This window comes from Pseudomonas lactis, from assembly GCF_001439845.1.
Classification (GTDB): Bacteria; Pseudomonadota; Gammaproteobacteria; order Pseudomonadales; family Pseudomonadaceae; genus Aquipseudomonas; species Aquipseudomonas lactis.
Map to the genome: position 1 here is coordinate 71,093 of NZ_JYLO01000021.1, position 25,703 is coordinate 96,795.

Annotated in this window: 23 protein-coding genes; 13 read left to right on the forward strand and 10 right to left on the reverse strand. The window is 61.8% G+C overall.

Annotation, left to right across the window (positions count from 1 at the left end; translation table 11 throughout):
* Nucleotides 1–23: 23 nt before the first annotated feature.
* The gene (locus TX24_RS28215) at nt 24–1,190 is read right to left on the reverse strand and encodes an MFS transporter (RefSeq protein WP_003189348.1); all 1,167 of its coding nucleotides are present in this window, start codon (nt 1,188–1,190) and stop codon (nt 24–26) included.
* A gap of 18 nt (nt 1,191–1,208) precedes the next feature.
* Nucleotides 1,209–1,520, reverse strand: coding sequence for an ArsR/SmtB family transcription factor (locus tag TX24_RS28220; protein ID WP_057711899.1), 312 nt, complete (start codon nt 1,518–1,520; stop codon nt 1,209–1,211).
* A gap of 155 nt (nt 1,521–1,675) precedes the next feature.
* Between TX24_RS28220 and TX24_RS28225 the strand changes: the two genes are divergently transcribed.
* Complete coding sequence (locus tag TX24_RS28225) at nt 1,676–2,254, forward strand: acyl carrier protein phosphodiesterase (protein WP_057711900.1); 579 nt, start codon at nt 1,676–1,678, stop codon at nt 2,252–2,254.
* 119 nt (nt 2,255–2,373) lie between these two features.
* Here TX24_RS28225 and TX24_RS28230 read toward each other — a convergent pair whose 3' ends face one another.
* On the reverse strand, nt 2,374–3,165 hold the full coding sequence (locus TX24_RS28230) for a lysophospholipid acyltransferase family protein (RefSeq protein WP_057711901.1): 792 nt from the start codon (nt 3,163–3,165) through the stop codon (nt 2,374–2,376).
* The gene (gene olsB, locus TX24_RS28235; RefSeq protein WP_003189352.1) at nt 3,165–3,920 is read right to left on the reverse strand and encodes an L-ornithine N(alpha)-acyltransferase; all 756 of its coding nucleotides are present in this window, start codon (nt 3,918–3,920) and stop codon (nt 3,165–3,167) included. The genes TX24_RS28230 and olsB overlap by 1 nt, the downstream gene beginning before the upstream one ends.
* 185 nt (nt 3,921–4,105) lie before the next feature.
* Between olsB and TX24_RS28240 the strand changes: the two genes are divergently transcribed.
* Both TX24_RS28240 and TX24_RS28245 read left to right on the forward strand, forming a co-directional pair.
* The gene (locus tag TX24_RS28240; RefSeq protein ID WP_057711902.1) at nt 4,106–5,179 is read left to right on the forward strand and encodes a serine hydrolase domain-containing protein; all 1,074 of its coding nucleotides are present in this window, start codon (nt 4,106–4,108) and stop codon (nt 5,177–5,179) included.
* A complete protein-coding gene (locus TX24_RS28245) occupies nt 5,176–5,490 on the forward strand; it encodes a hypothetical protein (protein WP_057711903.1) in 315 nt (104 codons plus the stop codon). The genes TX24_RS28240 and TX24_RS28245 overlap by 4 nt, the downstream gene beginning before the upstream one ends.
* Before the next feature lie 182 nt (nt 5,491–5,672).
* Here the strand turns inward: TX24_RS28245 and TX24_RS28250 are convergent, their stop codons facing one another.
* Nucleotides 5,673–5,966: a DUF3077 domain-containing protein gene (locus tag TX24_RS28250; protein ID WP_003189358.1), complete on the reverse strand. Its 294-nt coding sequence runs from the start codon at nt 5,964–5,966 to the stop codon at nt 5,673–5,675.
* Between the two features lie 916 nt (nt 5,967–6,882).
* Here TX24_RS28250 and TX24_RS28255 point away from each other — a divergent pair.
* The 6 genes from TX24_RS28255 to TX24_RS28280 all read left to right on the forward strand — a co-directional run bounded on the left by TX24_RS28255 (nt 6,883) and on the right by TX24_RS28280 (nt 13,715).
* On the forward strand, nt 6,883–8,061 hold the full coding sequence (locus tag TX24_RS28255) for a M20 aminoacylase family protein (protein ID WP_057711904.1): 1,179 nt from the start codon (nt 6,883–6,885) through the stop codon (nt 8,059–8,061).
* Between the two features lie 169 nt (nt 8,062–8,230).
* Nucleotides 8,231–9,541: a citrate-proton symporter gene (locus TX24_RS28260; RefSeq protein WP_057711905.1), complete on the forward strand. Its 1,311-nt coding sequence runs from the start codon at nt 8,231–8,233 to the stop codon at nt 9,539–9,541.
* Nucleotides 9,538–10,980, forward strand: a complete 1,443-nt coding sequence (locus tag TX24_RS28265) for an amidase (protein ID WP_057711906.1) — start codon at nt 9,538–9,540, stop codon at nt 10,978–10,980. Before TX24_RS28260 ends, TX24_RS28265 begins: the two co-directional genes overlap by 4 nt.
* A 63-nt stretch (nt 10,981–11,043) precedes the next feature.
* The gene (locus TX24_RS28270; RefSeq protein ID WP_057711907.1) at nt 11,044–11,802 is read left to right on the forward strand and encodes a helix-turn-helix domain-containing protein; all 759 of its coding nucleotides are present in this window, start codon (nt 11,044–11,046) and stop codon (nt 11,800–11,802) included.
* Between the two features lie 172 nt (nt 11,803–11,974).
* On the forward strand, nt 11,975–12,556 hold the full coding sequence (locus tag TX24_RS28275; RefSeq protein WP_057711908.1) for a YceI family protein: 582 nt from the start codon (nt 11,975–11,977) through the stop codon (nt 12,554–12,556).
* 1 nt (nt 12,557) lies between these two features.
* Nucleotides 12,558–13,715, forward strand: a complete 1,158-nt coding sequence (locus TX24_RS28280; RefSeq protein WP_057711909.1) for a phospholipase D-like domain-containing protein — start codon at nt 12,558–12,560, stop codon at nt 13,713–13,715.
* A gap of 115 nt (nt 13,716–13,830) precedes the next feature.
* Here TX24_RS28280 and bglX read toward each other — a convergent pair whose 3' ends face one another.
* On the reverse strand, nt 13,831–16,122 hold the full coding sequence (gene bglX / locus TX24_RS28285; protein ID WP_003189369.1) for a beta-glucosidase BglX: 2,292 nt from the start codon (nt 16,120–16,122) through the stop codon (nt 13,831–13,833).
* Nucleotides 16,123–16,363: 241 nt separating this feature from the next.
* On the opposite strand from bglX, the gene TX24_RS28290 reads away from it, so the two are divergent.
* The 4 genes from TX24_RS28290 to TX24_RS28305 all read left to right on the forward strand — a co-directional run bounded on the left by TX24_RS28290 (nt 16,364) and on the right by TX24_RS28305 (nt 19,796).
* Nucleotides 16,364–16,975, forward strand: coding sequence for a LemA family protein (locus TX24_RS28290; protein WP_057711910.1), 612 nt, complete (start codon nt 16,364–16,366; stop codon nt 16,973–16,975).
* An 18-nt stretch (nt 16,976–16,993) separates the two neighbouring features.
* Nucleotides 16,994–17,722: a TPM domain-containing protein gene (locus TX24_RS32775; RefSeq protein WP_057711911.1), complete on the forward strand. Its 729-nt coding sequence runs from the start codon at nt 16,994–16,996 to the stop codon at nt 17,720–17,722.
* Between the two features lie 31 nt (nt 17,723–17,753).
* A complete protein-coding gene (locus TX24_RS28300; protein ID WP_003189374.1) occupies nt 17,754–18,371 on the forward strand; it encodes a TPM domain-containing protein in 618 nt (205 codons plus the stop codon).
* Nucleotides 18,372–18,578: 207 nt separating this feature from the next.
* Entirely contained in the window at nt 18,579–19,796 is a 1,218-nt protein-coding gene (locus TX24_RS28305; protein WP_057711912.1) for a class I SAM-dependent methyltransferase, read from the forward strand.
* Nucleotides 19,797–20,417: 621 nt separating this feature from the next.
* Here the strand turns inward: TX24_RS28305 and TX24_RS28310 are convergent.
* From TX24_RS28310 to TX24_RS28325, 4 genes are all read right to left on the reverse strand, one after another.
* A complete protein-coding gene (locus TX24_RS28310) occupies nt 20,418–22,976 on the reverse strand; it encodes a TonB-dependent receptor (RefSeq protein ID WP_057711913.1) in 2,559 nt (852 codons plus the stop codon).
* Between the two features lie 126 nt (nt 22,977–23,102).
* On the reverse strand, nt 23,103–24,071 hold the full coding sequence (locus TX24_RS28315) for a FecR family protein (RefSeq protein ID WP_003189379.1): 969 nt from the start codon (nt 24,069–24,071) through the stop codon (nt 23,103–23,105).
* Nucleotides 24,068–24,607, reverse strand: coding sequence for an RNA polymerase sigma factor (locus tag TX24_RS28320; RefSeq protein ID WP_003189381.1), 540 nt, complete (start codon nt 24,605–24,607; stop codon nt 24,068–24,070). The genes TX24_RS28315 and TX24_RS28320 overlap by 4 nt, the downstream gene beginning before the upstream one ends.
* 199 nt (nt 24,608–24,806) lie before the next feature.
* Nucleotides 24,807–25,679, reverse strand: a complete 873-nt coding sequence (locus TX24_RS28325; protein ID WP_057711914.1) for a dihydrodipicolinate synthase family protein — start codon at nt 25,677–25,679, stop codon at nt 24,807–24,809.
* Nucleotides 25,680–25,703 lie beyond the last annotated feature (24 nt).

Sequence of the window (25,703 nt, forward strand, 5' to 3'; positions counted from 1 at the left end):
AAAACACCTTCTCTTTAAGTTGATCAGTGGGTCGCGGGGGCCAGGTCGGCATTGCCGCCCTGACGGAAAGTGATCAGCGTCACCAGCAGCGCGAGAATCGCCAGCGCCGCGGCGGCCAGCGGCACGCTGGTCAGGCCGAAGCCGTGGGCAATCACGCTGCCGCCGACCCAGGCGCCGAGGGCGTTGCCAATGTTGAAGGCGCCGATGTTCAAGGTGGACACCAGGTTCGGCGCGGCCTTGCCGAAGGTCACCACGTTGATTTGCAGCGCCGGCACGGCGGCGAACGAGGCAGTGGCCCACAGGAACAGGGTGATTTCAGTCGGTATCACCGCAATGCTGGTCCAGCTCAGCACCGTGGACACCACCGCCATGCTGATGAACACGCCGATCAGGGTGGCCGCCAGGCGTTTGTCCGCCAGCTTGCCGCCGATGATGTTGCCCACGGTGAGGCCCAGGCCGATCAGCAGCAGGGTCCAGGTCACACCCTTGGGCGACACGCCGGTGACATCGCCGAGCAGCGGTGCGACGTAGGTAAAGAGGGTGAACATGGACGCGGCAAACAGCGCGGTCATGCTCAGTGACAACCAGATACCGGCACCCTTGAGGGCGGCCAGTTCAGCGCGCATATCGAGTTTTTCTTCGTCACGCTTGGCGGGCAAGAAGCGAATCAGGCCGATCAAGGCGATCACGCCAATCACGGTCACGGCCCAGAAGGTCGAGCGCCAGCCGGCTTCCTGGCCCAGCGCCGTACCCAGGGGTACGCCCAGCACGTTCGCCAGGGTCAACCCGGTGAACATCAGCGCCACCGCCGACGCACGTTTGTTGGCCGGCACCAGGTTGGCCGCCACCACTGAACCAATCCCGAAGAAGGCACCGTGACACAACGCCGTGACCACACGAGCAAACATCAGCACGTTGTAGTCGCTTGCCAGGGCACAGAGCAGGTTGCCGATAATGAAAATACCCATCAACGCTACCAGCGCCGCCTTGCGTGGCAGCTTGGCGGTGGCCAGTGCCATGAACGGTGCGCCGATGGCCACGCCCAGGGCGTAGCCGGTCACCAGCCAGCCGGCGCCGGGAATCGACACACCCAGGTCCGCCGCCACATCGGGCAGCAAGCCCATGATGACGAACTCGGTGGTGCCGATGGCGAAGGCGCTCAGGGCCAGTATGAGTAGCGAGAGGGGCATGGGGCGTGTCCTTGGTGATTACGGTGCGCTGAGTTCGGTGATGAGCGCCGTGAGAAAGGCTTGGATCACTTCCTCGTTGCGCTTGAAAAAGTGCCACTGCCCGGCCTTCTGGCTGCTGATCAACCCCGCCCGTTGCAAGGTGGCCAGGTGGGCCGACACGGTCGACTGGGACAAGCCGCAGCGCTGGTCGATCTGCCCGGCGCAGATGCCGTATTCGTGGTTGTGTAATTGCGCGGGGAACTGGACTTTCGGGTCTTTGAGCCAGGTGAGGATGTCTCGTCGTACTGGGTGCGCCACGGCTTTTATTATTTCGTCGAGGTCGATGGACATGGCAGGGTGCTCGGTGTCGTAAAGCGTTATATCGCGATGAGGCGAACTTTAAATCGTCATATCCCGATATACCAATATGATTTTGATCTGAGGTCAAAGCGAATCTGTATATCGGGTTATAACGATATGTAGGTGGCAGTGGTAGACTGCGCGGCATGAATTATCTCGCACATCTGCACCTGGGCGGCCAACTTCCGGCGCAATTGCTGGGCAGCCTCTATGGCGACTTCGTCAAAGGCCGCCTGCAGGGCCAGTTCAGCCCGCAAATCGAAGCGGCGATCCAGCTGCATCGCTCCATCGACCGGTTCACCGACAGCCACCCCTTGGTGGGGGAGGCGTTGTCGCGTTTCAGCCAGACCCGCAGGCGCTATGCCGGGATCGTCCTTGATGTGTTTTTTGACCATTGCCTGGCGCGCGATTGGGCGCTGTATGCCGACCAGCCCCTGGAGCGTTTTACGTCCCACGTGTATCGGGTGTTGGCGGCCGAACCCGCGTTGCCGGGGCGGCTGGCGCAGATCGCACCCTATATGGCAGCCGATGATTGGTTGGGCTCGTACCGCGAGTTTGCGGTGATGGACCAGGTGCTGCGGGGGATTTCGCGGCGGCTGACACAGCCTGAAGAGTTAGGGTATGCGATGCAGGAGTTGCGGGTTTTGTATGAGCCGTTGAGTGAGGATTTTCGACTGTTCTACCCAGAGTTGCAGAAGTTTGCACAATCTCAACTGACTACATGAGATCTGAATGTGGGAGCTGGCTTGCCTGCGATAGCGGCCTACCTGTTGAGAATGCTGTGGCTGACCCACCGCCATCGCAGGCAAGCCAGCTCCCACATTTGGATGGTGTTCACATTGCTTCAGGCTGCGAATGCAGGCCGAGCAGACACTTGCTCAGCTTCCGGCACCGGCCCAAACAACGCCTTCTGCACCGCCTGCTGCGCCTGATACGCCAATGCCGCACGTTCCTGCCCGGCGCAGGCAATCGGCTTGAGCACATGAATCTCCACATCGCCGCGGTCATTGGAAAACAAGCGCATCAGGTGCGAGAGCAAATCATCATCGCCAATAAAGGGCGCCAGCGGGTCGACCTGGCCGTCGCGCAGATACCGAATCGCTACCGGCTGCAGTGACACATCCGCATCGATCGCGCTGGCCAGCAAGCGCCCGTGGAACGTGCGCAGGCCGCGACCGTCGGTGGTGGTGCCTTCGGGGAACATCAGCAAGGGGTGCTGTTGCTCCAGATGACGGGTCATCTGCTTGCGAATCAGTTGGCTGTCACCTGAACCGCGACGAATAAACAGGCTGCCCGCCTTGGCCGCCAACCAGCCCGCCACCGGCCAGGTACGCACCTCGGCCTTGGACAAAAACGACATCGGCGCCACCATGCCCAGCAACGGGATGTCCGTCCAGGACACGTGATTGCTCACCCACAGCATCGGCGTTTGCGGCAACTCGCCGTGCACCGTCACACGAAAGGGCAGGGCGTTGGTCAGTCGCGCCATAAAGAAGCGTGACCAACGCTGGCGCCGCACCATCGAGTTAGCCACGCCCAGGCGCTCGAACAGGCCGAACACACTGGCCATGCTCAACCCCAGCCCCACCACCAACAGCACGCGGGCGATGCGCCCGTAAATGCGCAGGCGGTTCATCACATGGCCGCCTTGAAGTGGCGCGCGTAGCGCGGGCACAACTCGTCGCGCTTGAGCAGGATAAACACGTCGGCCACCTGGAAGTCTTCATCCCAGCACGGCTCGCCGCAGATCTTCGCGCCCAGGCGCATGTAGGCCTTGAGCAGCGGCGGCATTTCGGCGATGACGTTGGACGGCAGGTCCAGGGCCGGCAGCGGTTTTTTTGGTTCGGCGCGCAGGTGTTCGTTGCACAGGTAGCGCTCGCGCAAGCGCTGCATAATCGCGTGGGCCTGGATGCCGCCGTCGTGCATCGGGATGCTTGCGCAGCCCATCAGGTAGCTGTAGCCACCCTGGTTGAGCACCTCGGCCAACTCGCCCCACAGCACCGCGATGGTGCCGCCATTGCGGTAGGCCGGGTCGACGCAGGTGCGGCCAATCTCCAGGATCGGGCCCTGCAAGTGCAGCAGGCCGTGCAGGCTGAATTCTTCTTCGCTGTAGAACCGGCCCAGGGTGCTGGCGGCCTGGTGGTCGAGCAGGCGGGTGGTGGCGACGAGTCGACCGCTGTTCAAATCCCGCACGCCGATATGGCTGCAGTGAACATCATAGTCATCCATGTCCAGACCCAGTTCCGCGCCTTTCAGCTTGGCGTTGAATTCGCCGCTGAATACGTTGAACCGCAGGGCCTGGGCTTCCTGCAATGCCTGTGCGCCTACCAGGCGTTCGGCTTGCAGACGGCGTTCATTGCCTTTGTCGCTGATGCGGGCGATCTGAGTCATAGCGAGTCTCCGGGTGCCGGCCAGGTTGCGGCCAGTCGACTTTGTTGTCCAAAGTCAGGCTATGTAGCCTCGGTGTCAGCTCCATGAAGTTACGGTGACGGTTGGATGACAGCCCCCTTGTCGCAAATCTGTCACTGGCGTGAGCTAGGCTCGCGGGCTTGAATGCCCTCCTTGAGTTTGCGTCCATGGTCCGAGGCCTGTTGTGCGTTGCCCTGCTGTTTGTCACCGTGAATGCTCGCGCTGAAATCTGGCCTGATAAGGAGTGGGCCCTGGGCACAGCCCTCGCCGGCCCCGCTGTCGATGCCCTGGACGCCTACGCTTTCCCAACCCGCGACGATGCCACCCGCACCGGTATTCGCACCGATGCGTTGTTGGTCATTCGCGACGGCGAAATCATTTATGAACGCTACGCCGCGCCCACCACTGTGAGCACACCGCACCTCACCTGGTCCGTCAGCAAAAGCCTGATGGCTACCGTGCTGGGCGTGGCCTATGGGCAAGGCCGCTTCAAACTCAGCGACGCCGCCGCACGTTTCTACCCGCCGATGAAGCAGCACCCCAAGGTGAGCATGGCCGACCTGCTGCACTGGGCCTCGGGGTTGGATTGGCAGGAAGACTACGAGTACGCCCCGTTGAAATCTTCGGTGGTGGCGATGCTTTACACCCGTGGCCACACGGACATGGCGCAATTCGCAGCGGATACCGAAGCCGCCGCCGCCCCTGGCCAGGCTTTCCGTTATTCCAGTGGCGACAGCAATATCCTCTCCGCTGCGCTCAAGGGCATGCTCGGCCACAAGGCCTACATGACCTACCCGTGGGACGCGCTGTTCCAGCCCCTGGGCATTCGCGACGCAACCTGGGAAACCGATGCCGATGAGACGTTTGTCGCGTCGTCCTATGCCTACCTCACGGCCCGCGATCTGGCACGGGTCGGACTGCTGATGGCGCGGGATGGACGCTGGGGCGAGCGGCAACTGCTGCCCAAGGACTGGGTCGCCTTTAATCGCAGGCCCTTCGACCACTACAAAGCCGGCCAGGATGAAGCCGTGCCGGGCGGCCATTGGTGGCTCAACACCGGCGCCCCCCAACCCTGGCCCGACGCACCGGCCACCACCTTCGCCGCGCTGGGGCACTGGGGCCAGGCGCTGTACGTGCTGCCCGACGAACACCTGGTGATCGTGCGCTACGGCGATGATCGGGATGGCCGTTACCGGCATAACGAACTGCTCAAACGCGTGCTGGCGGCGGTGCGCTCATGATTCGTCGTCATCCATTTATCAGCGTTTTACTGGTGTTATTTATCGCACTCTTGGGCTGGGTTTGGCATGAACGCGTCAACCTGCAAGCCTTCCCCGACATCATCGCGGCGTACACCGCCAAGGAGTATTGCTCGTGTCGGTATGTGGCGAACAACCCTGCGGAGTATTGCCTGGGGTATGTGAAGCAGTACGTGCCCATCAGTGCGTTTATCGACACGCCTGAGCGCAGTGAAGTGACAGCGAGTGGGTTGGGGCGTACGCATACAGCGCGATGGATAGGCAACCGCCAAGGCTGCCGCCTTAACCCCTGACACACCCAAATTCCCCTGTGGGAGCTGGCTTGCCTGCGATAGCGGCAGGTCAGTCAACATCACGAGTGCCTGTGCCGCCGTCATCGCAGGCAAGCCAGCTCCCACATCGTATTTGTGCTGATCATGGGCAATTGAGAGAGATACAGACAAGCGCCCGATGCGGTGCACCGGGCGCGTACTACTTACAGCAGGGTTTGACTGCCAGGCTGCATCGCCAGCAGCAAGTCATCAATGATCGCCTTACCCATCTCACCCAGATAATGCGAGGCAAACGCAAACTTTTCCGCCTTGGGGTCCATGGCCGCTTCAAGCGCGAGCATTTTGGCGTAGTAGAGCACGTGGGAGGCGTGTTCGAGGGCTTCCACAAGCGGAACCCCGGCGTTGACGCGGAACAGTTTCAGGTGGCTTTTGTTTTCTCCGCAATCTGCGAAGGTGGCAGCGCCGATGGTTTCGGCTGAGGGTATTTCGTACGGCATAAGCTTGCTCCTTTGGTACAACCAAAATGAGCTTCTTTCTCGGGATTCCACGCCCGGTCGCTGATGAGCAGCGACGCCGCAGAGATTAACCCTATGCACGCGCCCTCGCAACCGGTGGCAAATAGCTGTTGTGGCGAGGGAGCTTGCTCCCGGTAGCGGTGGGGCAGTTACAACTGTTTAGCTGACACTCCGCCATCGCAGCAAAGGTATCTACACAACTTTCTGGGCTGTAGCAGCAGACGCTAACCACGATGCGGAGCGAGCCGCTGTTGATCTTGCTCTGCTTTTGCTCTTGATCTTAGGCGCCCCGTCAAACCACGCTGGCCGAACACAGGCTTGAATTCGGCGGCGGCCCACGGATTCAAGCCTGCGTTCGGGCACACCGAGCCAAAGCGAGGTGCCGAGTGGTGGGGCAAGAGCGTTTTGCTTACTTTGCCGCTTTTGCAAAGTGAGCCGCCGTCAGGGCGGAACCCTAAGTGGCCGTTACCGCAGAAATGGATATGTACTCGGTATAACAGTGTCGCCTGTCAGGCCGCCTTCGCGAGCAAGCCCGCTCACAGTTGGATCGCGGGGTGTCAGGTAGATAGGTGTCGGCTGGCAGGCCGCCATCGCAGGCAAGCCAGCTCCCACATTTGGATCGCGGTGCGTCAGCTAGATCTGCGTCATCTGTCACTCCGTCACGGGAGCAAGCTCCCTCGCCACAGGACCAGCGTCGCACCAAAGTTGTGTAGATACCTATGGCCATCGTAGGCAAGCCAGCTCCCATCTATGGATGTGTGTGGGCTCACGGAAAAAAGCTCGGCCCTGATGTTCCCCAGAGTGGAACCACCTTTGATTGTCCTCACGCGCACATCGCGCTTAGCTGTCGATGTGTTGCAAACAAGAACGGGACCACCCGCCTGTGAGGAGAATCACCATGCGCCCGCACCAGCACATTCTGGATTGGCTCAGCGACGTTGCCAGCGACTTGCACGCTGTGCGTCACGATATCCACGCCCATCCCGAACTCGGCTTTGAAGAGAATCGCACCTCAGCGCTGGTCTCACAGTCACTCAAGGAGTGGGGCTATGAGGTGCACACCGGCATCGGCAAGACCGGTGTGGTCGGCGTGCTGCGCAATGGCAACAGCTCGCGCACGTTGGGCATTCGCGCCGACATGGACGCCTTGCCCATCATCGAAAACACCGGTGCGGCCTATACCAGCCAGCATGCCGGCTGCATGCACGCCTGCGGGCATGACGGCCACACCACCATGTTGCTCGGCGCCGCGCGTTACTTGGCGGCGACGCGGCAGTTTCACGGCACCTTGAACCTGATTTTCCAACCCGCCGAAGAAGGCCAGGGCGGCGCCGAGGCGATGTTGGCGGACGGTTTGCTGGAGCGTTTCCCCTGTGAGGCGCTGTTCGGCATGCACAATATGCCGGGCTTGCCGGCTGGGCATCTGGGCTTGAGGGGGGGGCCGATGATGGCCTCCCAGGACCTGCTCACCGTGACCCTCGAAGGCGTCGGTGGCCACGGCTCTATGCCGCACCTTACCGTCGATCCACTGGTGGCTGCCGCCAGTATGGTCATGGCCTTGCAAACGGTGGTGGCGCGCAATATCGACACCCAGGAAGCCGCTGTCGTCACGGTCGGCGCCCTTCAAGCAGGGCAAGCCGCCAACGTGATTCCCCAGCAAGCCCTGCTGCGCCTGAGCCTGCGCGCACTTAACCCCAAGGTACGCGAACAGATGCTGGAACGGGTCAACGCGATCATCCAGACCCAGGCCGCCAGCTTCGGCTGCACCGTGCAGGTCGAACACCGCCCGGCTTACCCGGTGCTGGTCAACCATGCCGAAGAAACCGAATTCGCCCGCCAGGTCGGTGTGGCCTTGCTCGGCGCCGATGCGGTGGACGGCAACACCCGCACGCTGATGGGCAGCGAAGACTTCGCCTGGATGCTGCAACGCTGCCCCGGCAGTTACTTGTTTATCGGCAACGGCGTGTCGCGGCCGATGGTGCACAACCCCGCCTATGACTTCAACGACGACATCCTGCTGACCGGCGCCGCCTATTGGGGCGCGCTGGCCGAGAGCTGGCTCAAGCCGGCCGGCTAACCCAAACCCTTGTAGGAGCGAGCTTGCTCGCGAAAATCGTCAACGCTGACGCAGCGCTTTGAGGTAGCCCGTGTTGCCTGCGCGTTTTTCGCGAGCAAGCTCGCTCCTACAGTAACGCCTTTTTCTGCCGCTGGACCCTTTCCCTGATCGGTTGAATGGAGTGTTCCTCATGCAGACTTTAAAGCCCGGCGTTTCCCGCACCCGCCAAGTGGTGGCGGCGGTGATCGGCAACGCGTTGGAATGGTATGACTTCATCGTTTACGGTTTCCTGGCTAGCACTATCGCTCGTCAGTTCTTCCCCTCGGAGGACGAATACGCCTCGCTGCTGATGGCGCTGGCCACCTTCGGCGTGGGCTTTTTCATGCGCCCGGTGGGCGGCATCCTCTTGGGCATCTACGCCGACCGCAAAGGCCGCAAGGCGGCGATGCAGTTGATTATCCGGTTGATGACCGTGTCCATCGCGCTGATCGCCTTCGCGCCGAACTATGCTGCCATCGGCATGGGCGCGCCGTTGCTGATCGTGGTGGCGCGCATGCTGCAGGGGTTTGCTACCGGCGGTGAGTACGCGAGTGCTACGGCATTTCTGGTGGAAAGTGCACCGGCCCATCGCAAGGGGTTGTATGGCTCCTGGCAATTGGTGGGGCAATGCCTGGCGGTGTTCGGTGGGGCAGCCATGGTGGCGCTGGTCACGCATTTCTTTTCGCCCGAAACCCTCGACCTGTGGGGCTGGCGCCTGCCGTTTGTGCTGGGCTTGTTGATCGGCCCGGTGGGGTTGTGGATTCGTCGGCACATGGAAGACCCGGAAGAGTTTATCGAAGCGCGCAAGCAAGCCACCGGCCCCGCGCCGAGCCTCATGCAAGTGCTGCGCGAGCATCGGCGCAGTATCCTGGTGTCCATGGGCCTGGCCTGCGGCGCGACGGTGTCGTTTTATGTGGTGCTGGTGAACATGCCGACCTTCGCCCACAAGAACCTCGGCCTGCCGCTGGATCAGGTGTTGATGGTGCAGATGTTTGCGGTGGCGTTGATGACCGTGGTGATCCCCTTGTCCGGCCTGCTCTCGGATCGGTTGGGGCGGCGGCCGGTATTGATGGCATTCACCCTGGCCTTCTTCGTGATGGTCTACCCCTTGTATGTGTGGGTGGCCGCCGCGCCGTCCATCGAGCGCCTGCTGGTGATGCAGGTGATGTTGTGCACGGCGATTGGGGGCTTCTTCGGGCCAGCGCCGACGGCATTGGCCGAACAGTTCCCTATCGAGGTGCGCTCGACCGGCGTGTCGGTGGCCTATAACGTGGCGGTGATGGTGTTCGGAGGTTTCGCGCCGTTGATCGTGACCTGGCTGAGCAAGGTGCTGAGCACGCCGGTGGCGCCCTCGTTTTATGTATTGTTCGCCTGCGTGCTGACGCTGCTGGGCACTTACTGCATGCGCGAGGCCCCCCGGGCGAGCAAGCCGTTGCCGTTTTCCAGAGAGGTGAAGCCTTGAGTATTGTTGATTGGGATGCCACTGAACTGTCGCGGGCCATTCATGGACGGCAGGTGTCGTGCGAAGAGGTGATGCAGGCGTACCTGGCGCAGATCCAGCGCTTTAACCCCGGCGTGAATGCGCTGGTGTCGTTGCGCGACAGCGAGGCCGTGCTGGCCGAGGCGAGGGCGTGCGATCGTGAGTTGGACCAGGGCCGCTCCCGTGGCTGGATGCATGGCATGCCCCAGGCCATCAAGGACCTGGCGGCCACCCAGGGCTTGCGCACCACCTTGGGCTCACCGTTGTTCGCCGAGCATGTGCCGGGCGAAGACGCCATCAGCGTGGCGCGGGTGCGGGCCAGTGGCGCGATCATCATCGGCAAGACCAACGTGCCGGAGTTCGGCCTGGGCTCCCACACCTACAACACGCTGTTCGGCACCACCGGCAATGCCTATGACCCGCGCCTTGCAGCCGGCGGCAGCAGTGGCGGGGCGGCGGTGGCCCTGGCGCTGCGTATGCTGCCGGTGGCCGACGGCAGTGACATGATGGGCTCGCTGCGCAACCCGGCGGCGTTCAACAACGTGTTCGGCTTGCGCCCCTCCCAAGGGCGGGTGCCCCACGGGCCGATGCCGGAGCTGTTCGTGCAGCAACTGGGCACCGAAGGCCCGATGGGGCGCAGCGTCACGGATGTGGCGCGGTTGCTGAGCATCCAGGCCGGTTACGACCCCCGCGCGCCGCTGTCCTCCCAGGCCGATCCGGCGGTGCTGGGCCAGCCGTTGCAGCGCGACTTCAAGGGCGCACGCCTTGGTTGGCTGGGGGACTACAACGGTTATCTGCCGATGGACGCGGGCGTGATGAGCCTGTGCGAAGCGGCGCTGGATGATTTCGCCAGGTTGGGCTGTGAAGTGCACAGCTGCCAACCGGACTTTTCCATGGCGCGCCTGTGGCGCTGCTGGTTGGTTCATCGCCATTGGCTGGTGCACGGCAACCTCGGCGCGGCCTACGCTAACCCGCAAAAACGCGCACTGCTCAAGCCCGAGGCTCAATGGGAAGTGGAGGGTGGCCATGGCTTGAGTGCCCAGCAGGTTTACCAGGCGTCGGTGGATCGTAGTGAGTGGTACCGCGCTTTGGGCAAGCTGTTCGAACGTTACGATTTCCTGCTGTTGCCCACTGCCCAGGTGTTCCCTTTCGATGCACAACAGCCGTGGCCACGCCTCGTCGGCGGGCGTGAAATGGACACTTATCACCGCTGGATGGAAGTGGTGATCGGCCCGACCCTCGCCGGTTTGCCGAGCATGAGCATCCCCGTGGGCTTCAACCCCCAGGGCCTGCCCATGGGCCTGCAAATCATTGGCCCGGCCCAGGCCGACAGGGCCGTGTTGCAATTGGCCTACGCCCATGAGCAACTGACCCAATGGGTACAACGCCGGCCACCGGCGTGCCTTGCAACGACCCGCTGAGCGCTGACGGGCCTGTATCTTGCTGTGAAAAAAGATCATCCACCGGCAACAGGGAGATCGAACATGGAGACAGGCACCGTACGCTCGGTTGAGCGCGCTCTGGCAATCGTCGAATTGCTGGGCGAGCACCAGGCCCTGGGGCTGGAAGAGTTGCACTACCTCACGCGCCTGCCCAAGGCCACGGTGTCGCGCATGTTGCTGACCTTGCAGGAGCAGGGCTGGGTCTATCGGGGCCTGAGTGATCGGCGTTACCGCCTGCGTACCCGACGCTTGTTCGGCGACACCCAGCAACGCTTCAAGCGCCAGGTGGTGGAGAGCGCCGCGCCCTGGTTGCTGGAACTCAGCGAGCGCACCGGGCTGGTGGTGGACTTGTCGTGCTTCGATGGCGAGCGCCTGGAGGTCATGGAGAGTGCGATTCCCAGCGTGTTGCGCAAGCTGTACCCGAACAACTGCCAGATCGTCGGCCAGTACGCCAGCCTGTTCCATTCCGCGATGGGCAAAGCCTGCTTGACGCAATTGCCGGCCGAAGAAGTACATCGCCTGGCAGGCCGTAATCATGTGGCGGCAGACGAGCACTATCGCGCATGCGAGCAAACCCAGCACCAGGGCTTTGGCCAGCGTACCGAGGGCTATTGGGAATATCCTGTGCGTTTGCCGTTCCTGATCCGGGCGGTGGCGCTGCCGGTGCGCGCCAATGGCCGCCTGGTGGGGAGCATGGCGCTGCATTGGCCAATGCATCAGGCGCCGGTGGAGCGAGTGTTGAATTTGCATATGGGCAGCCTTGAACAGGCGGTGTGCGAAGTGCAGCGAACGCTGGATTAAAAACACCGCAAAACCCTGTGGGAGCTGGCTTGCCTGCGATGGCGGTGTGCCAGGCGAGAAATGGTTCACTGATACACCGCCATCGCAGGCAAGCCAGCTCCCACATTTGAATTTGCGCCGGTTGTGAGATTGCGCTTAAGGTTCGCCCAGGTTTTTTGCCCCATGAGTCTTTATGTTCAATGTCAAACCTCTGGTCTTCGCGCTGCTGACCTGTGCTGCCGTGCCCGCCCACGCCGACTGGTACCTGGATAACGAATCCTCACGCCTGTCCTTCGTCACCACTAAAAACACCGAGGTGGCTGAAGTCCAGCGCTTCCTGGTATTGCATGGCAAGGTCGACGCCAAGGGCGCGGCTCAGTTGGAAGTGGAGTTGGAGTCGATCAACAGCGGTATTCCGTTGCGCGACGAGCGCATGCGTAAAGCGCTGTTCGAGATCAAGACCTTCCCCGAAGCGCAGATCAGTGCGCAGATCAATCTGCAACCCATCAATGACCTGGCGTCCGGCGCGCAGCTGGAATTGCGCCTGCCCCTGAGCGTCACGCTGCACGGCAAGACCCAGACCTACAGCGCCGAACTGCTGGCCACGCGCCTGGATGATCGACGCTTCCAAGTGGTAACCCTTGAGCCTGTGGTATTGCATGCCGAGGATTTTGACCTGGCGCCCGGTGTGGCGACCTTGCGCAAGGCGGCGGGGCTCAAGTCGATCAGTTTGTCGGTGCCGGTGGGTGCGGTGCTGATCTTCACGGCGCGCTGACATGAGCGGCGCAGTGTTCCCATGGCGCAGCGCCAATCAGTTCGAATTGCTGATCGACGGGCCGAATTTCTTCCCGCAGATGCTGGTGGGCATCGCCCGGGCCGAGCAGCAGGTTGACCTTGAGTTGTACTTGGTCGAAGCCGGGGCCTGCGCCGAGGCCATGGTGCAGGCACTGGTGCTGGCCGCCGAACGCGGCGTGCAGGTGCGTTGCCTGTTCGATGATTACGGCAGCCTGGCGTTTACCCTGGGGCTACGCAAGCGCTTGACCGATGCCGGTGTGGAGTTGCGCTTTTACAACCGCCTGAATTGGCGGCGCTGGATGCGCAACCTGTATCGCGACCACCGCAAGTTGCTGCTGATTGATCAGCGTGTCGCCGTGGTCGGTGGTACGGGCGTCACCGACGAATTCTGGACGCCGGGCCAAGACACCGCCGACTGGCATGAAGTGATGGTGCAGATCAGCGGCCCGCTGGTGCTGGACTGGCAGGCCCTGTTCGACCGGCAATGGCACGCTAACGCCGCGCGCCGTGAATGGAAACCGGCGACCCATTTCGGTTTGCCCCGCTTGCCCAAGGTGCCCGCCACCGGGCCGGGACTGGGTCGGGTTGCGTATGCCGATGCGCGTCAGCACCGCGACATTCTGCAATCGTTGATTCGTGCCTTGAACAGCAGCAAATCGCGTATCTGGCTGGCGACCCCGTACTTCCTGCCCACCTGGAGCGTGCGCCGCGCCTTGCGCCGGGCGGCTGGGCGCGGTGTGGATGTACGTCTGTTGCTCACCGGCCCGCGCACCGATCACCCGTCGGTGCGTTACGCCGGGCACCGTTATTACCCGCGTCTGCTGCGTTCAGGGGTGCAGATCTTCGAATACCAGCCGTGCTTTCTGCACCTGAAGATGGTGCTGGTGGACGATTGGGTGAGCATTGGCTCCTGCAATTTCGACCACTGGAATTTGCGCTTTAACCTGGAAGCCAATCTTGAAGCGCTGGACCCGGGATTGACGGCGGCGGTGGTGGGCAGTTTCGAAGCGGACTTTGCCCAGAGCCAGGCGGTGAGTCTGGAGGCATGGAAGGCGCGGCCATTGTGGCGGCGGGTAAAGCAGCGGGTGTGGGGCTGGATTGATCGGTTGGTGGTGAACCTGCTGGATCGGCGCGGCTAGTCGGTTCACCTCAAGTCCAATGTGGGAGCTGGCTTGCCTGCGATGGCGGTGGTGAATATTCCACCGCTATCGCAGGCAAGGCAGCTCCCACCCAGACCGTGTTTACAGCTTCAGATCAGAGCAGTTCGAAGGTTTGTTGCTGCACATCCTGGGAGTCCAACCCGATCTGCACATTGAACTCACCCGGTTCGGCCGCGTACTTGAGCTGGCTGTTGTAGAACTTCAGGTCGTCTTCGGTAATGGTGAAGTGCAGCGTGCGCGCTTCGCCGGCCTTGAGCATGACCTTCTGGAAGCTCTTCAGCTCCTTGATCGGGCGGATCATCGAACCGGCCACGTCCTGGATATACAACTGCACAACCGTTTCGCCATCGACCTTGCCGGTGTTCTTCAACGTGACGCTGGCGTCGAGCTTGCCGGTCTTGTTCAGCGTGGTGGACGACAGCGCCATGTCCGACAGGCTGAACTGGGTATAGCTCAGGCCATAACCAAAGGGAAACAGCGGGCCTGTGGTGTCATCGAAGTACTGCGAAGTGTAGTTGCCCGGCTTGCCTGGGGTGAATGGCCGGCCGATGGTCAGGTGGTTGTAGTAGGTTGGAATCTGCCCAACGGAGCGAGGGAAGGTGATCGGCAGCTTGCCCGATGGGTTGTAATCGCCGAACAGTACATCGGCAATGGCGTTGCCGCCTTCGGTACCGGAAAACCAGGTTTCCAGGATCGCATCGGCCTGTTGGTTTTCTTCCAGAATCGACAGCGGACGGCCGTTCATCAGCACCAGCACCAGCGGCTTGCCGGTGGCTTTGAGGGCCTTGATCAAGTCGCGCTGGCTTTGCGGGATGTTCAGGTCGGTGCGGCTCGATGACTCGTGGGACATGCCACGGGACTCGCCCACCGCCGCGACGATAACGTCGGCGTTGTTCGCCGCCTTCACCGCTTCGTCAATCAGCACTTGGGCAGGGCGCGGGTCGTCCACCACTTCCGGGGCATCGAAGTTGAGGAAGTTGAGGTAGTCGAGCACTGCCTTGTCGCCGGTGATGTTGGCGCCACGGGCATAGATCACTTTGCCTTTTTCGCCGATCACGGCGTTCATGCCGTCGAGCAGGGTCACCGACTGCGCAGGCCGGCCGGCAGCAGCCCAACTGCCCATCATGTCGATGGGGGCCTTGGCCAGCGGGCCGACCAGGGCAATGGTCGCGGATTTTTTCAGCGGCAGGGTGTCGTTGTGATTTTTGAGCAACACCAGGCTGCGGCGCGCAATGTCGCGGGCCTCGGCCCGGTGCAGGCGGCTGTCGGCGTAGGTGTCGACCGGGTCATCCTCGGCCTTGCCGATGCGCAGGTACGGGTCCTTGAACAGGCCCATGTCGTACTTGGCGCCAAGCACTTCGCGCACGGCGTTGTCGATGTCGCTCTGCTGGATTTCGCCGGACTTGAGCAGCCCCGGCAATTCCTTGCCGTACAGCGAGTCGTTCATGCTCATGTCGATGCCGGCCTTGATCGCCAGCTTGGCGGCTTCACGCCCGTCCTTGGCCACGCCGTGCTTGATCAGCTCGAAGATCGCGCCATGGTCGCTGACGGTCAGGCCCTTGAAGCCCCAGTCCTTGCGCAGCAGGTCGTTCATCAGCCAGGTGTTGGCCGTGGCAGGCACGCCATTGATCGAGTTGAGCGCCACCATCACGCCGCCGGAGCCAGCCTTGATCGCTGCGTGGTAGGGCGGCAGGTAGTCCTGGTACATCTTGACCGGGCTCATGTCGACCACGTTGTAGTCGCGCCCGCCTTCCACCGCGCCATAGAGGGCGAAGTGCTTGACGCTGGCCATGAGGCTGTCGGCATTCGCGGGGCTGGTGCCCTGGAACGCCTTGACCATCACTTCGGCAATGCGTGACACCAGGTAGGTGTCTTCACCGAAACCTTCGGAGGTACGGCCCCAGCGTGGGTCGCGGGAGATGTCGACCATCGGCGCAAAGGTGATGTCGAGGCTGTCGGCAGCGGCTTCCTGGGCGGCGATGCGCCCGGAGCGGCCGATGGCGTCCATGTCCCAGCTGGAGGCCAGGGCCAGGCTGATCGGGAAAATGGTGCGGTGGCCGTGGATCACGTCGTAGGCGAAGAACATCGGGATCTTCAAGCGGCTGCGCATGGCCGCGTCCTGCATCGGACGGTTTTCCGGGCGGGTGATGGAGTTGAACGTGCCACCGATGCGGCCGGCGGCGATTTCCTTGCGGATCAGCTCGCGGGGCATTTCCGGGCCGATGCTGATCAGGCGCAATTGGCCGATCTTCTCATCCAGGGTCATTTGCTTGAGCAGGTCGCTGACAAAGGCGTCCTTGTCGTTAAGCGCAGCAGGCTTTGTTTCTGCCCAGACGGGGTGGGTGGCCAGCGTTGCAACAAGGCCGAGCAAACACAGCTTTTTCATGAATATCCTTTTTCGGCTACTGCGCAGCATTCAAAGCGATGCTGTCGGCCAAAATGTGGGGAACGTCTATTGTTGTTCGGGTGTTGTTCAGATAAATGCAGCACACTCTGAACTCTTTTTCGCGCTGGGCATCTTTGTAGCTGATTGGCTCGAAGCATTCCAGTGGTGGCGGATTATGCCCCAAGCGCGTGGTTTATAGGGTTAGTCGTCACATTCCATCAGATCGGGCAGGAGAAACACCATGCAAGCAGCACAACATTACCGCTGGGGCTTCAAGGCTGCGGCGCTGTTACTGATCAGCAGCGTGCTGAGCGGTTGCGGCATCAACAACATCCCCACGCTGGACGAACAGGCCAAGGCCGCCTGGGGCCAGGTGCAGAACCAGTACCAGCGCCGTGCCGACCTGATCCCCAACCTGGTGGAAACGGTGAAGGCGTATGCCGCCCACGAACAGGAAACCCTCACCGCGGTGATTGAAGCGCGGGCCAAGGCCACCTCGATCCAGGTGGATGCCAGCACCCTGGACAACCCCGAGAAACTCAAGCAGTTCCAGCAAGCCCAGGATGGCCTGAGCGGCGCACTCAGCCGTTTGATGGTGGTGTCCGAGCGTTACCCGGACCTGAAGGCCAACCAGAACTTCCTGGCCTTGCAATCCCAGCTTGAAGGTACGGAGAACCGTATCTCCGTGGCCCGTCGGGATTTCATCCAGACCGTGCAAGCGTACAACACCGAGATCCGCACTTTCCCAGGCCGTCTGTGGCACAGCGTGATGTACAGCGACTTGCCGATCCGCGCCACGTTTGAAGCCACCAGCGCCGATGCCGATAAAGCGCCGCAAGTGAAGTTCAAATAAGGCTGCACTGAGGTGTCGATGCGTTTATTACGGATAGGCCTGGCGCTGTGGCTGTTGGCCTGCTTGGGCGTGGCCCAGGCGGCGCTGACCTTCCCGGCGCTGACCGGGCGGGTGGTAGACAGCGCGCAGATGATCGACCCAGCGGTGCGCGAGCAACTGACCCAGCAATTGCAGGCGCTGGAGCAAACCTCGGGCGACCAGTTGGTGGTGGTCACCGTGCCTGACCTGCAAGGCGTGCCCATTGAGGACTACGGTTATCAGTTGGGCCGCCAGTGGGGCATTGGCCAGAAGGGCAAGGACAACGGCGCGCTGTTGATCGTCTCCCGTGATGACCGCCAGTTGCGCATCGAAGTCGGCTATGGCCTGGAAGGCGTGCTGACCGATGCGCAATCCTGGGTGATCATCAACCAGGTGATCCTGCCCAAGTTCAAGGCCGGCAATTTCAGCCAGGGCATCAGCGATGGCGTGGCTGCGATGATTCAGGTGGTGGGCGGGGAGCCGTTGGCGGTGCCGGCCCATGTGGCGGATGCGAACTTCGCCATGGATAATCCCGGCTTTTCCATCGGCCTGTTTATTCTGCTGATCGGCGTGTTGTGGTTGTGCAATCGCATGGGCTTGCCGGTGGGCGCCATCCTGCTGGCGATTCTCAACAGCAGCGGGCGCGGCGGCGGTGGGGGCGGCGGTGGCGGTGGTTTCCGCGGCGGCGGCGGTGGCTTTGGCGGTGGCGGGGCTTCTGGCAGCTGGTAATGACAATAACGAGAATAGAGCATCTACAACCATGGCATTACTGACTGAACACGAGCAGCGCCAAGTCGCCGAAGCGATCGCCCGGGTCGAGAAAACCACCGACGCGGAGTTGGTCACCGTGCTGGCGGCGCGCGCCGACGACTACGCCTACATTCCGTTGCTGTGGGCGAGCTTGATCGCGTTGGTGGTGCCGGGCGTGGTGCATTACCTGTCGGGCTACCTGACCATGTACACCTTGCTGGTGGCGCAGTGGGCGACGTTCATTGTGCTGTGCCTGGTGTTCCGCTTGCCCAAGGTCACTACCCGGCTGATTCCGCGTTCGGTACGCCACTGGCGTGCGTCCAACCTGGCGCGGCGCCAGTTTCTGGAGCAGAACCTGCACCACACAGTGGGCAGCACCGGGGTGCTGATTTTTGTCAGCGAGGCCGAGCGGTATGTGGAGATCCTGGTGGATGACGGGATTTCCAAGCGCCTGGATGACAGCAATTGGGACGCCATTGTCCAGGCGTTTACTCAGCAGGTGAGACAGGGGCAGACGCTCGCCGGGTTCATCGCCTGCGTTGAAGCTTGTGGCGAGTTGCTCAAGGTGCATGTGCCCGTTACCCAAACCCGCAACGAACTGCCCAATCGCCTGGTCGTGCTCGAATAACTGCTTTCTGTGGGAGCCGGGCTTGCCCGCGATGGCATCGCCTCGGTTTGCCTGATTAAACGAGTTGCCTGCATCGCAGGCAAGCCAGCTACCACACAAGGCAGCATCCTTATTCGGGTTGATTGACCGTTGATCAAATAACCCCGTGCCCTGAACCCCCATCCCGCCTAAAATGCCCGGCATTCTTTACCCGAGGCGTTTTTGTTCATGTCCGTCACCGCTCAACCTGCCCGCCCTGCGCCGGATCATCATGCCCAGTTCATCGAACTGTTGAGCGCAAGCTTGGCCCAGAACGCTTTTATCAAGCTGGTGCTGGCCAAGTACGTCGGTGAGGAAGCCGAGTTGCAGCGGCTGATCATCAAGCCGGTGGTGGTCAAGGACCAGCCTTGCCTGTCGTTCGTCTATCGCTACAAGACCCGCGACATCACCAAGAACTTCCCCGTGGCCGACGGTGTGGCGGCGATTGCCGAGCTGTTGCCCAGCTCGTTCAAGAACGCGCACTTGCTGGCGCTGACCGACGAAGCCCAGCTGGAGTACAGCAAGAAGAACAAAAGCTCGCTGTTCAAAAGCAAGCCGCAGCAACTGCGCGAGGCACCTTCGGCCGAGCATAACCGTGAAAAAAATCGCTTCCTCGACCTGAGCCGGCCGTTCCTCGCCGACCTGGGCGTGACCGACGCCAAGCAGGCGCTGATCCCCTCGATGTCGCGTAAGTGGAAGCAGATCAACAAGTTCATCGAAGTGTTCAGCCATGCGCTGACGTCGTCGCCGTTGCAGCTCGACCGCCCGGTGCGGGTCGCCGATTTCGGCTCGGGCAAGGGCTACCTGACTTTCGCCATTCACGATTACCTGCGCAATACCCTCAAGGCCGAGGGCGAGGTCACCGGTGTAGAGTTGCGTGAAGACATGGTCACCCTCTGCAACAGCGCCGCCGCACGCCTGGAGCATCCGGGGCTGGTGTTCAAATGCGGCGACGTGCGCAGCGTGGCGCCCAGTGAGCTGGACGTGATGATTGCCTTGCACGCCTGCGACATCGCCACCGACTACGCGATCCACACCGGCATCCGTTCCGGTGCGTCGATCATCATGTGTTCGCCGTGCTGCCACAAACAGATCCGCCTGCAGATCCAGAGCCCGGCGTTGCTCAAGCCGATGCTGCAATACGGCCTGCACCTGGGCCAGCAGGCGGAAATGGTCACCGACAGCCTGCGTGCGTTGTTCCTTGAAGCCTGTGGCTATGAGACCAAGGTGTTCGAGTTCATCTCGCTGGAGCACACCAACAAGAACAAGATGATCCTTGCGGTCAAACGTGCCGAGCCTGTGGACAACGCGCAGCTACTGGCAAAAATCCAGGAGCTCAAGGCGTTCTATCACATCACCGAACACTGCCTGGAAACCCTGTTGCGCGGGGATGGCTACCTGGCCTGAAATGGACGCGGTTCGCTGTGGGAGCTTGCTCCCGTGACGGCCCCGGCGGCCAGCGCATATCTACCTGACGCCCCGCGATCCAAATGTGGGAGCTGGCTTGCCTGCGATGGCGGCCTCCCAGCCGACACCTATCCACCTGACACCCCACAATCCAACTGTGGGAGCTGGCTTGCCTGCGAAGGCGGCCTAACAGTCAACACAGCTGGATTGTGTACATATCCATTGCTGCGGTAACGGCCACTTAGGGTTCCGCCCTGACGGCGGCTCACTTTGCAAAAGCCGGGATGCCGGCCCAGGCCAAAGTAAGCAAAACGCTCTTGCCCCACCACTCGGCACCTCGCTTAGGCTCGGTGTGCCCGTAATCCGCCAGTGATTTGGGGGGCCGCCGCCACGCGCCATCCATGGCGCGGGGCGGCTAAACCGGCATCCCTGCCGGTTTACCCCCCAAATCCCTGTCGAATTCCGGCCAGCGTGGTTTGACGGGGCGCTTGAGATCAAAAGCAGATCAAGATCAAGAGCGGCTCGCTTCGCATCGTGGTTACCGTCGACCGTTACAGCGTTGTGTAGATACTCATGGCTATCGCAGGCAAGCCCGCTCCCACAGTTGGAATGCGTGTGTGCTTAGAAGAACCGCGTCACGCTGATCTTCGCATCACGCCCTTTGGTGTACGCCCGGTCGCCGCTCAAGGCCGGGCGGAAGTTTTTGTTGAACAGGTTGTCCACCGTGAAGTTCACCTCGGTGCCTTTGAGGTACGCCTGCTGCGGTGTCCATTTGGCGAACAGGCCCTGGGTGTTGTAGCGCTTGTTGCCGTACTGGTCGTAGAACAGATCGCCGATGCTGGAGCCTGGGCCGCCGGAGTATTTGTCGCTGGGCAGGCGGTCGGTGGCGCCGATGAATTGGCCCATCCAGCCCACTTGGGCATCCCAGGCCGGGATGTGGGTGCCCAGTACCAGCACCCATTTGGTCGGCGGGATGTCCCGCGCTGCCACGTCCGGGCCCCAAGGGTTGGTGTAGGCGCCTTGGTGTTGGCCCTTGGCATAGGCGAACGACACCGAGCCAAACAGGTAGGTGGAGTTGTAGATCGATTCGAGCTCAACGCCCTTGATGGTCAGGCTGCCGATATTGCGGTAGTTGGACATCGGCCCAGGCGGGCAAGCTGAAGCGATGCTGCCGCCGTTGATGGCCTGGTTCTGGCAGCCTACGCCGGTGGCCTTGAAGATCTCGTCTTCGACCTTGTTGTGGAACAGGGTGGTGCGCAGTTGCAGGTTGTCGTCCTGGGCGATCAGGTTGTCGAAGCTGGTGATGTTGCCCAGGGTGATGGAGGTGATGCGCTCCGGGTCCAGGTCGACGCTGGTGGCGGTGCGGCTGCCCACACCCTGCACTTCGTATTGTTCGTCGATCACCGGGGCGCGCCAGGTCTGGCTCCAGTTGGCGAACAGCCCCACATTCGGCGTCACGGTCCAGAACAGCGCCAGGCGTGGCGACCAGCCGGTGTAGGTGCGGTCGCTGTAGTCGTGACCCACTGCCGGGTTGGGGTTGTTGTAGTAGGGCGCATCGTTGCCTTCGCCGCGGTTGCGCACATGGTCATAGCGCAGGGACGGTGTGATCGTCACATCGCCCAACGTCACCGCGTCCTGGATAAAGAAGCTGTTGGTATCGACTTTGCCGTGGGGCATGAAGCCCGGCTGGAAGTGCCCGTAGTTGTAGCGCGGCGTGTTGTAGATGGCGCCGGGCATCCACATTTCGGTTTCGCGGGTGTGCTTGCGGATTTGCCCGCCGACCGTCACGGCATGCTGCAAGGGGCCGGTGTCGAACAGGCTGACGTTACGGATATCCAGGAGCTTGTCGGTGTAGGCGGTGTCCATCTTGCGCCCGCCAGTGGCCAACTGGAAAAACGCCGTGGCGTCACGCTCATCGGTCTGCTCGGTGTTGGACTGGGAGTACTTGATGGTCAAGTCCACCAGCGGGTTGTCCAGCGGCTGGTATTCATATTTGCCCGACCAGGTGGTGTCGACCGTGTCACGGTGGGCGAGGAAGCGCTTCAACGCGCCTTCGTAGCCGTAGCGGTCGATGTTGAACTGAGTCGGCGGCGTGGGGTAGCTGGCGGCGGAAAACGGGGTCCAGCGGTTGCTGTGGGAGCGCGAGTACGACAGCCCGACACTGTGCTCATCGGTAAAGTGTGCGTTGACCTTGAACAGCTTGCCGTCCACATCCTGGGCGCTGTTGGGCAGGCGCTGGGGGTTGATCGGGTACTCATTGTTGTCGTTGGGTAACTTGGCGGCCACTTTCATATCGCCGCCGTCGCGTTGGGTCAGGTAGGCCAGCGCATCGAAACGGCCGTCGTCGGTACGGCCATACACGGCACTGCTGTAGACCTGCTCATGGTCGTTGCTGGAGTAGCCATATTTGAGCATCGCACCGCTGTTGCGGCCGTCCTTGAGCAGGTCCGGAGCGTCCTTGGTGACCATGTTGACCGTGCCGCCGAAGCCGCCATTACCGGTGAAAGGCGAGTTGGGGCCTTTTTCCACTTCGATGCGCTTGATCAGCTCGGGCTCGATAAACACCGTGCCTTGCTGGTAACGCTCAAAGCCCGTCTTGGTGGCGCCGTCGACGGTCAGCGGTACATCTTCGGCATCGCCGAAACCGCGGATGTTGATGGTTTGGCCACCGGGTTTCAAGGAGCCGCCCTGGCTGACACCGGGCAAGGTCTGCAACAGGCTGGGGATGTTATTGGACTGGTAGCGGTCGATGTCGGCCTGGGTCAGGGTGGAGCGGTTGACGGTGCTGGCGTTCACCTCATTGCCGGTGCCGATCACGCTCAGGGTGTCCAACTGGATCGCGCCACCGCTGGTGGTTTTACCCGCATCGGGGCGCACCACGTAGGTACTGCCGACCTTGAGCAGGATGAGTTCGCCGTTTTTGAGCAGGGAGCGAATGGCCACTTCCGGGGTGTAGTCACCGTTAAGCGCCGGGGCCTGCACGTTCTTGAGCAGGGTTTCATCGAACAGCAGCTGGATTTTCGCCTGCTGGGCCACCTGGCTCAAGGATGTGGCCAGCGACTGGGCCGGCAGGTGCAGCTTGAACGACTCGGCTTCGGCGCTGAGGCTCAAGGCCAGGCACGTAGCCATGAGTGTCGGTCGAAGAAACAGGTGCGAAGCGTGGCAAGGCGCGCGAAACATGAAATCCCCCGGAGCGGCTAAATAGCCAAAAAGGTGTGCGTATCAAACACAGACAGGAGGAAGACGGGGCAGGCAAAAAAAACCACACATGCGAATGCAAAATATTCTCATGTGTGATGTTGCGGCCTATTTGCTCGGCTCGATTCTGATAGTGCCGTCAGCCGAGAGCACGGTTTTCACCGGCAACAACGCGGGTAATGCCTTGAGCAGGGCGTCTGGGTCATTCACGTCAAGGTTGCCCGATACCTTGAGCTGCGCGACGGCCTTGCTCACCTGCAACGACGTCTGCGGGCGGTACAGGCTCAGCTCGTCGATCAGGCTGGCCAGTTCGCGATTGCGAAATGACAAGTGCCCGCTGCGCCAATCGGCGACCTCTTCGGCGTTGAGGGTTTGGTGTTGCACGGTGCCTTTGGCGTAGTTGTAGGAGGCGCGTTGCTGGGCGCCGAGCAGGGTGACGGGGCTTTTGCCATTTGGCTCGAAAGCGACCTGGCCATGGGCAACGCTGACCACCAATTGTTGCTGCCCGCGGCGCACATCCAAAGCAGTGCCCACCACCCGTACGCTCGACTCGCCGGCTTGCACGTAAAGGGGGCGCTCCTTGTCGGCGGCCACTTCGATATACAGCTGGCCCGTGTCCAGGTGCAGCACCCGATGATGGGCGCTGAAGTCCACGCGGATATGGGTGTTGGCATTCACATACAAGGTACTGCCATCGGGCAGAGTCAACGTGCGCATGCCCTTGGCTTGGGTGGCCACCTGGCTGTGAAACAGCTCGCGCGGCGCGCCGATGGAGGTCGCTAATACGGCGCAGAGCACGGCGGCGGCCACCGCCAGGGCAGGGCGCCAGAGGCTGGGCTTGCGCTTGGGCAGTGCCAACGGTTTGTTCAGTTGTTGCAATTGGGCGAGGTCGGCCCACAGCTGTTCGAATTCGGCATAGGCGCGCGCGTGCGCGGGCACCGCTTGCCAGGCGGCAAAGGCTTTACGGTCGGCGCGGCTGACTTCGTTGCGGTTGCGTGCAAACCAACTGGCGGCTTGGGCGTCGATGCAATCGCTCGCTTGGCTGTCCAGCGCGTCGGTGTCGCTCGGGCGGTTCATTCTGGCTGCTCCGTGCCGGTGTCGGGTTGAAGGCGTCGCTTGCAGTGCAGCAGGGCAAAGGCGATGTGCTTTTCCACCATGCTGGTGGAGATGCCCATGCGCGTTGCGATCTGTGCCTGGCTCAAGCCTTCGAAGCGGTGCAGCATAAGGGCTTCTCGGCGGCGGGGCGAGAGTTCGGCGAGGACTTCTTTCAACTGTTCCAGGCGTTGCAGGCGCAGGGCGGCGGCCATGGGGTCGTTGTGCTCGTCGGTGACCGGCTCGGCATCCATTTCGGCGTGATCAGGGTGGGCGGTTTGCCGTACCTTCTGTTTGCGCCAGTGATCGCGCAGCAGGTTGCGCGCCATCTGGAACAGAAACGCCCGCGGCTGCTCGACCTTGGCGCGGTCGCGGTAGCCCAGCCATTGGGTAAACACATCTTGGGCCATGTCCGCCGCGTCGCTGGCGTTGTCCGTGCGTTTACGCAGGAAATACAGAATGTCTGCATAAAACCCGCGACAGGCATCGGCCGACGACGGGTCGGGCTGGGGACGAGACATGGATATCCTTCTTGACGAAGCACGGCTTGGAAAAGTCGTGAATGATATCGAGAACTATTGTCATTTGTCTCTGTTAATGTGCCCTCTTTTGTATGAGCGAGCTTGCTCGCGAAAAACCAACAGGCGACACGAACTCCCGATGTGCTGCGTTATCGTTGGCGTTCTTCGCGAGCAAGCTCGCTCCTACAGGGGCGGGGGTTTACTTCAGAAGTGTTTTCAGTTGCTCGATCCCTGCTTCGCCCAGAGGGAATACCGGCAGGCGTGGATTACCCACTTCCAGCCCGGTCAAGCGCAACCCGGCCTTGATCGTCGCCGGCAGCCCGCCTTCGAGGATGAATTGCAGCAATGGCAACTGTCGGTAGAACAGCTCGCGCGCCTTGTTCAAATCATCGGCCAGTACGGCCTGATACAGGCTCAGGTTCAGTTGCGGGATCAGGTTCGGCGCGGCGGTGCACCAGCCTTTGGCGCCAGCCGCGAAGGCTTCCAGCGCCAGCGGGTTGCAGCCGTTGTAGAACGGCACGTCACTTTGCAGTTTCAACTGGTGCATGCGCTGGATGTCGCCAGTGCTCTCCTTGACCATTGTCACGTTCTCGACCTGCTTGAGGATGCGCAGGATCAGCTCCACCGACATGTCGGTGCCGCTGGTGGCCGGGTTGTTGTAGAGCATGATCGGCACGCCGATGCTGTCGCCGATGGCGGCGTAGTGAGCGAGGATTTCCGCTTCACTGAGTTTCCAGTACGAGGCCGGCAGCACCATGACCACATCGGCGCCGTGTTCTTCGGCGTAGCGGGCGCGACGCACGGCCTTGGCGGTGGTCAGGTCGGACACGCTGACAATAGTCGGCACGCGCTTGGCGACTTTCTTGATGCTGTAGGCACTGACTTCATCCCACTCGGCATCGCTCAGGTAAGCGCCTTCACCCGTGCTGCCCAAGGGCGCAATGGCGTGGACGCCGCTGTTGATCAAGCGGTCGATGGAATGCCCGAGGGCGTCGAGGTCAACGCGTTGGCCGTCGGCGCTGAAGGGGGTGATGGTGTAGCCGATGATGCCGTGAATGGTTGGGTTGGACATGGGGAAAACTCCGGTCGAAAAAGG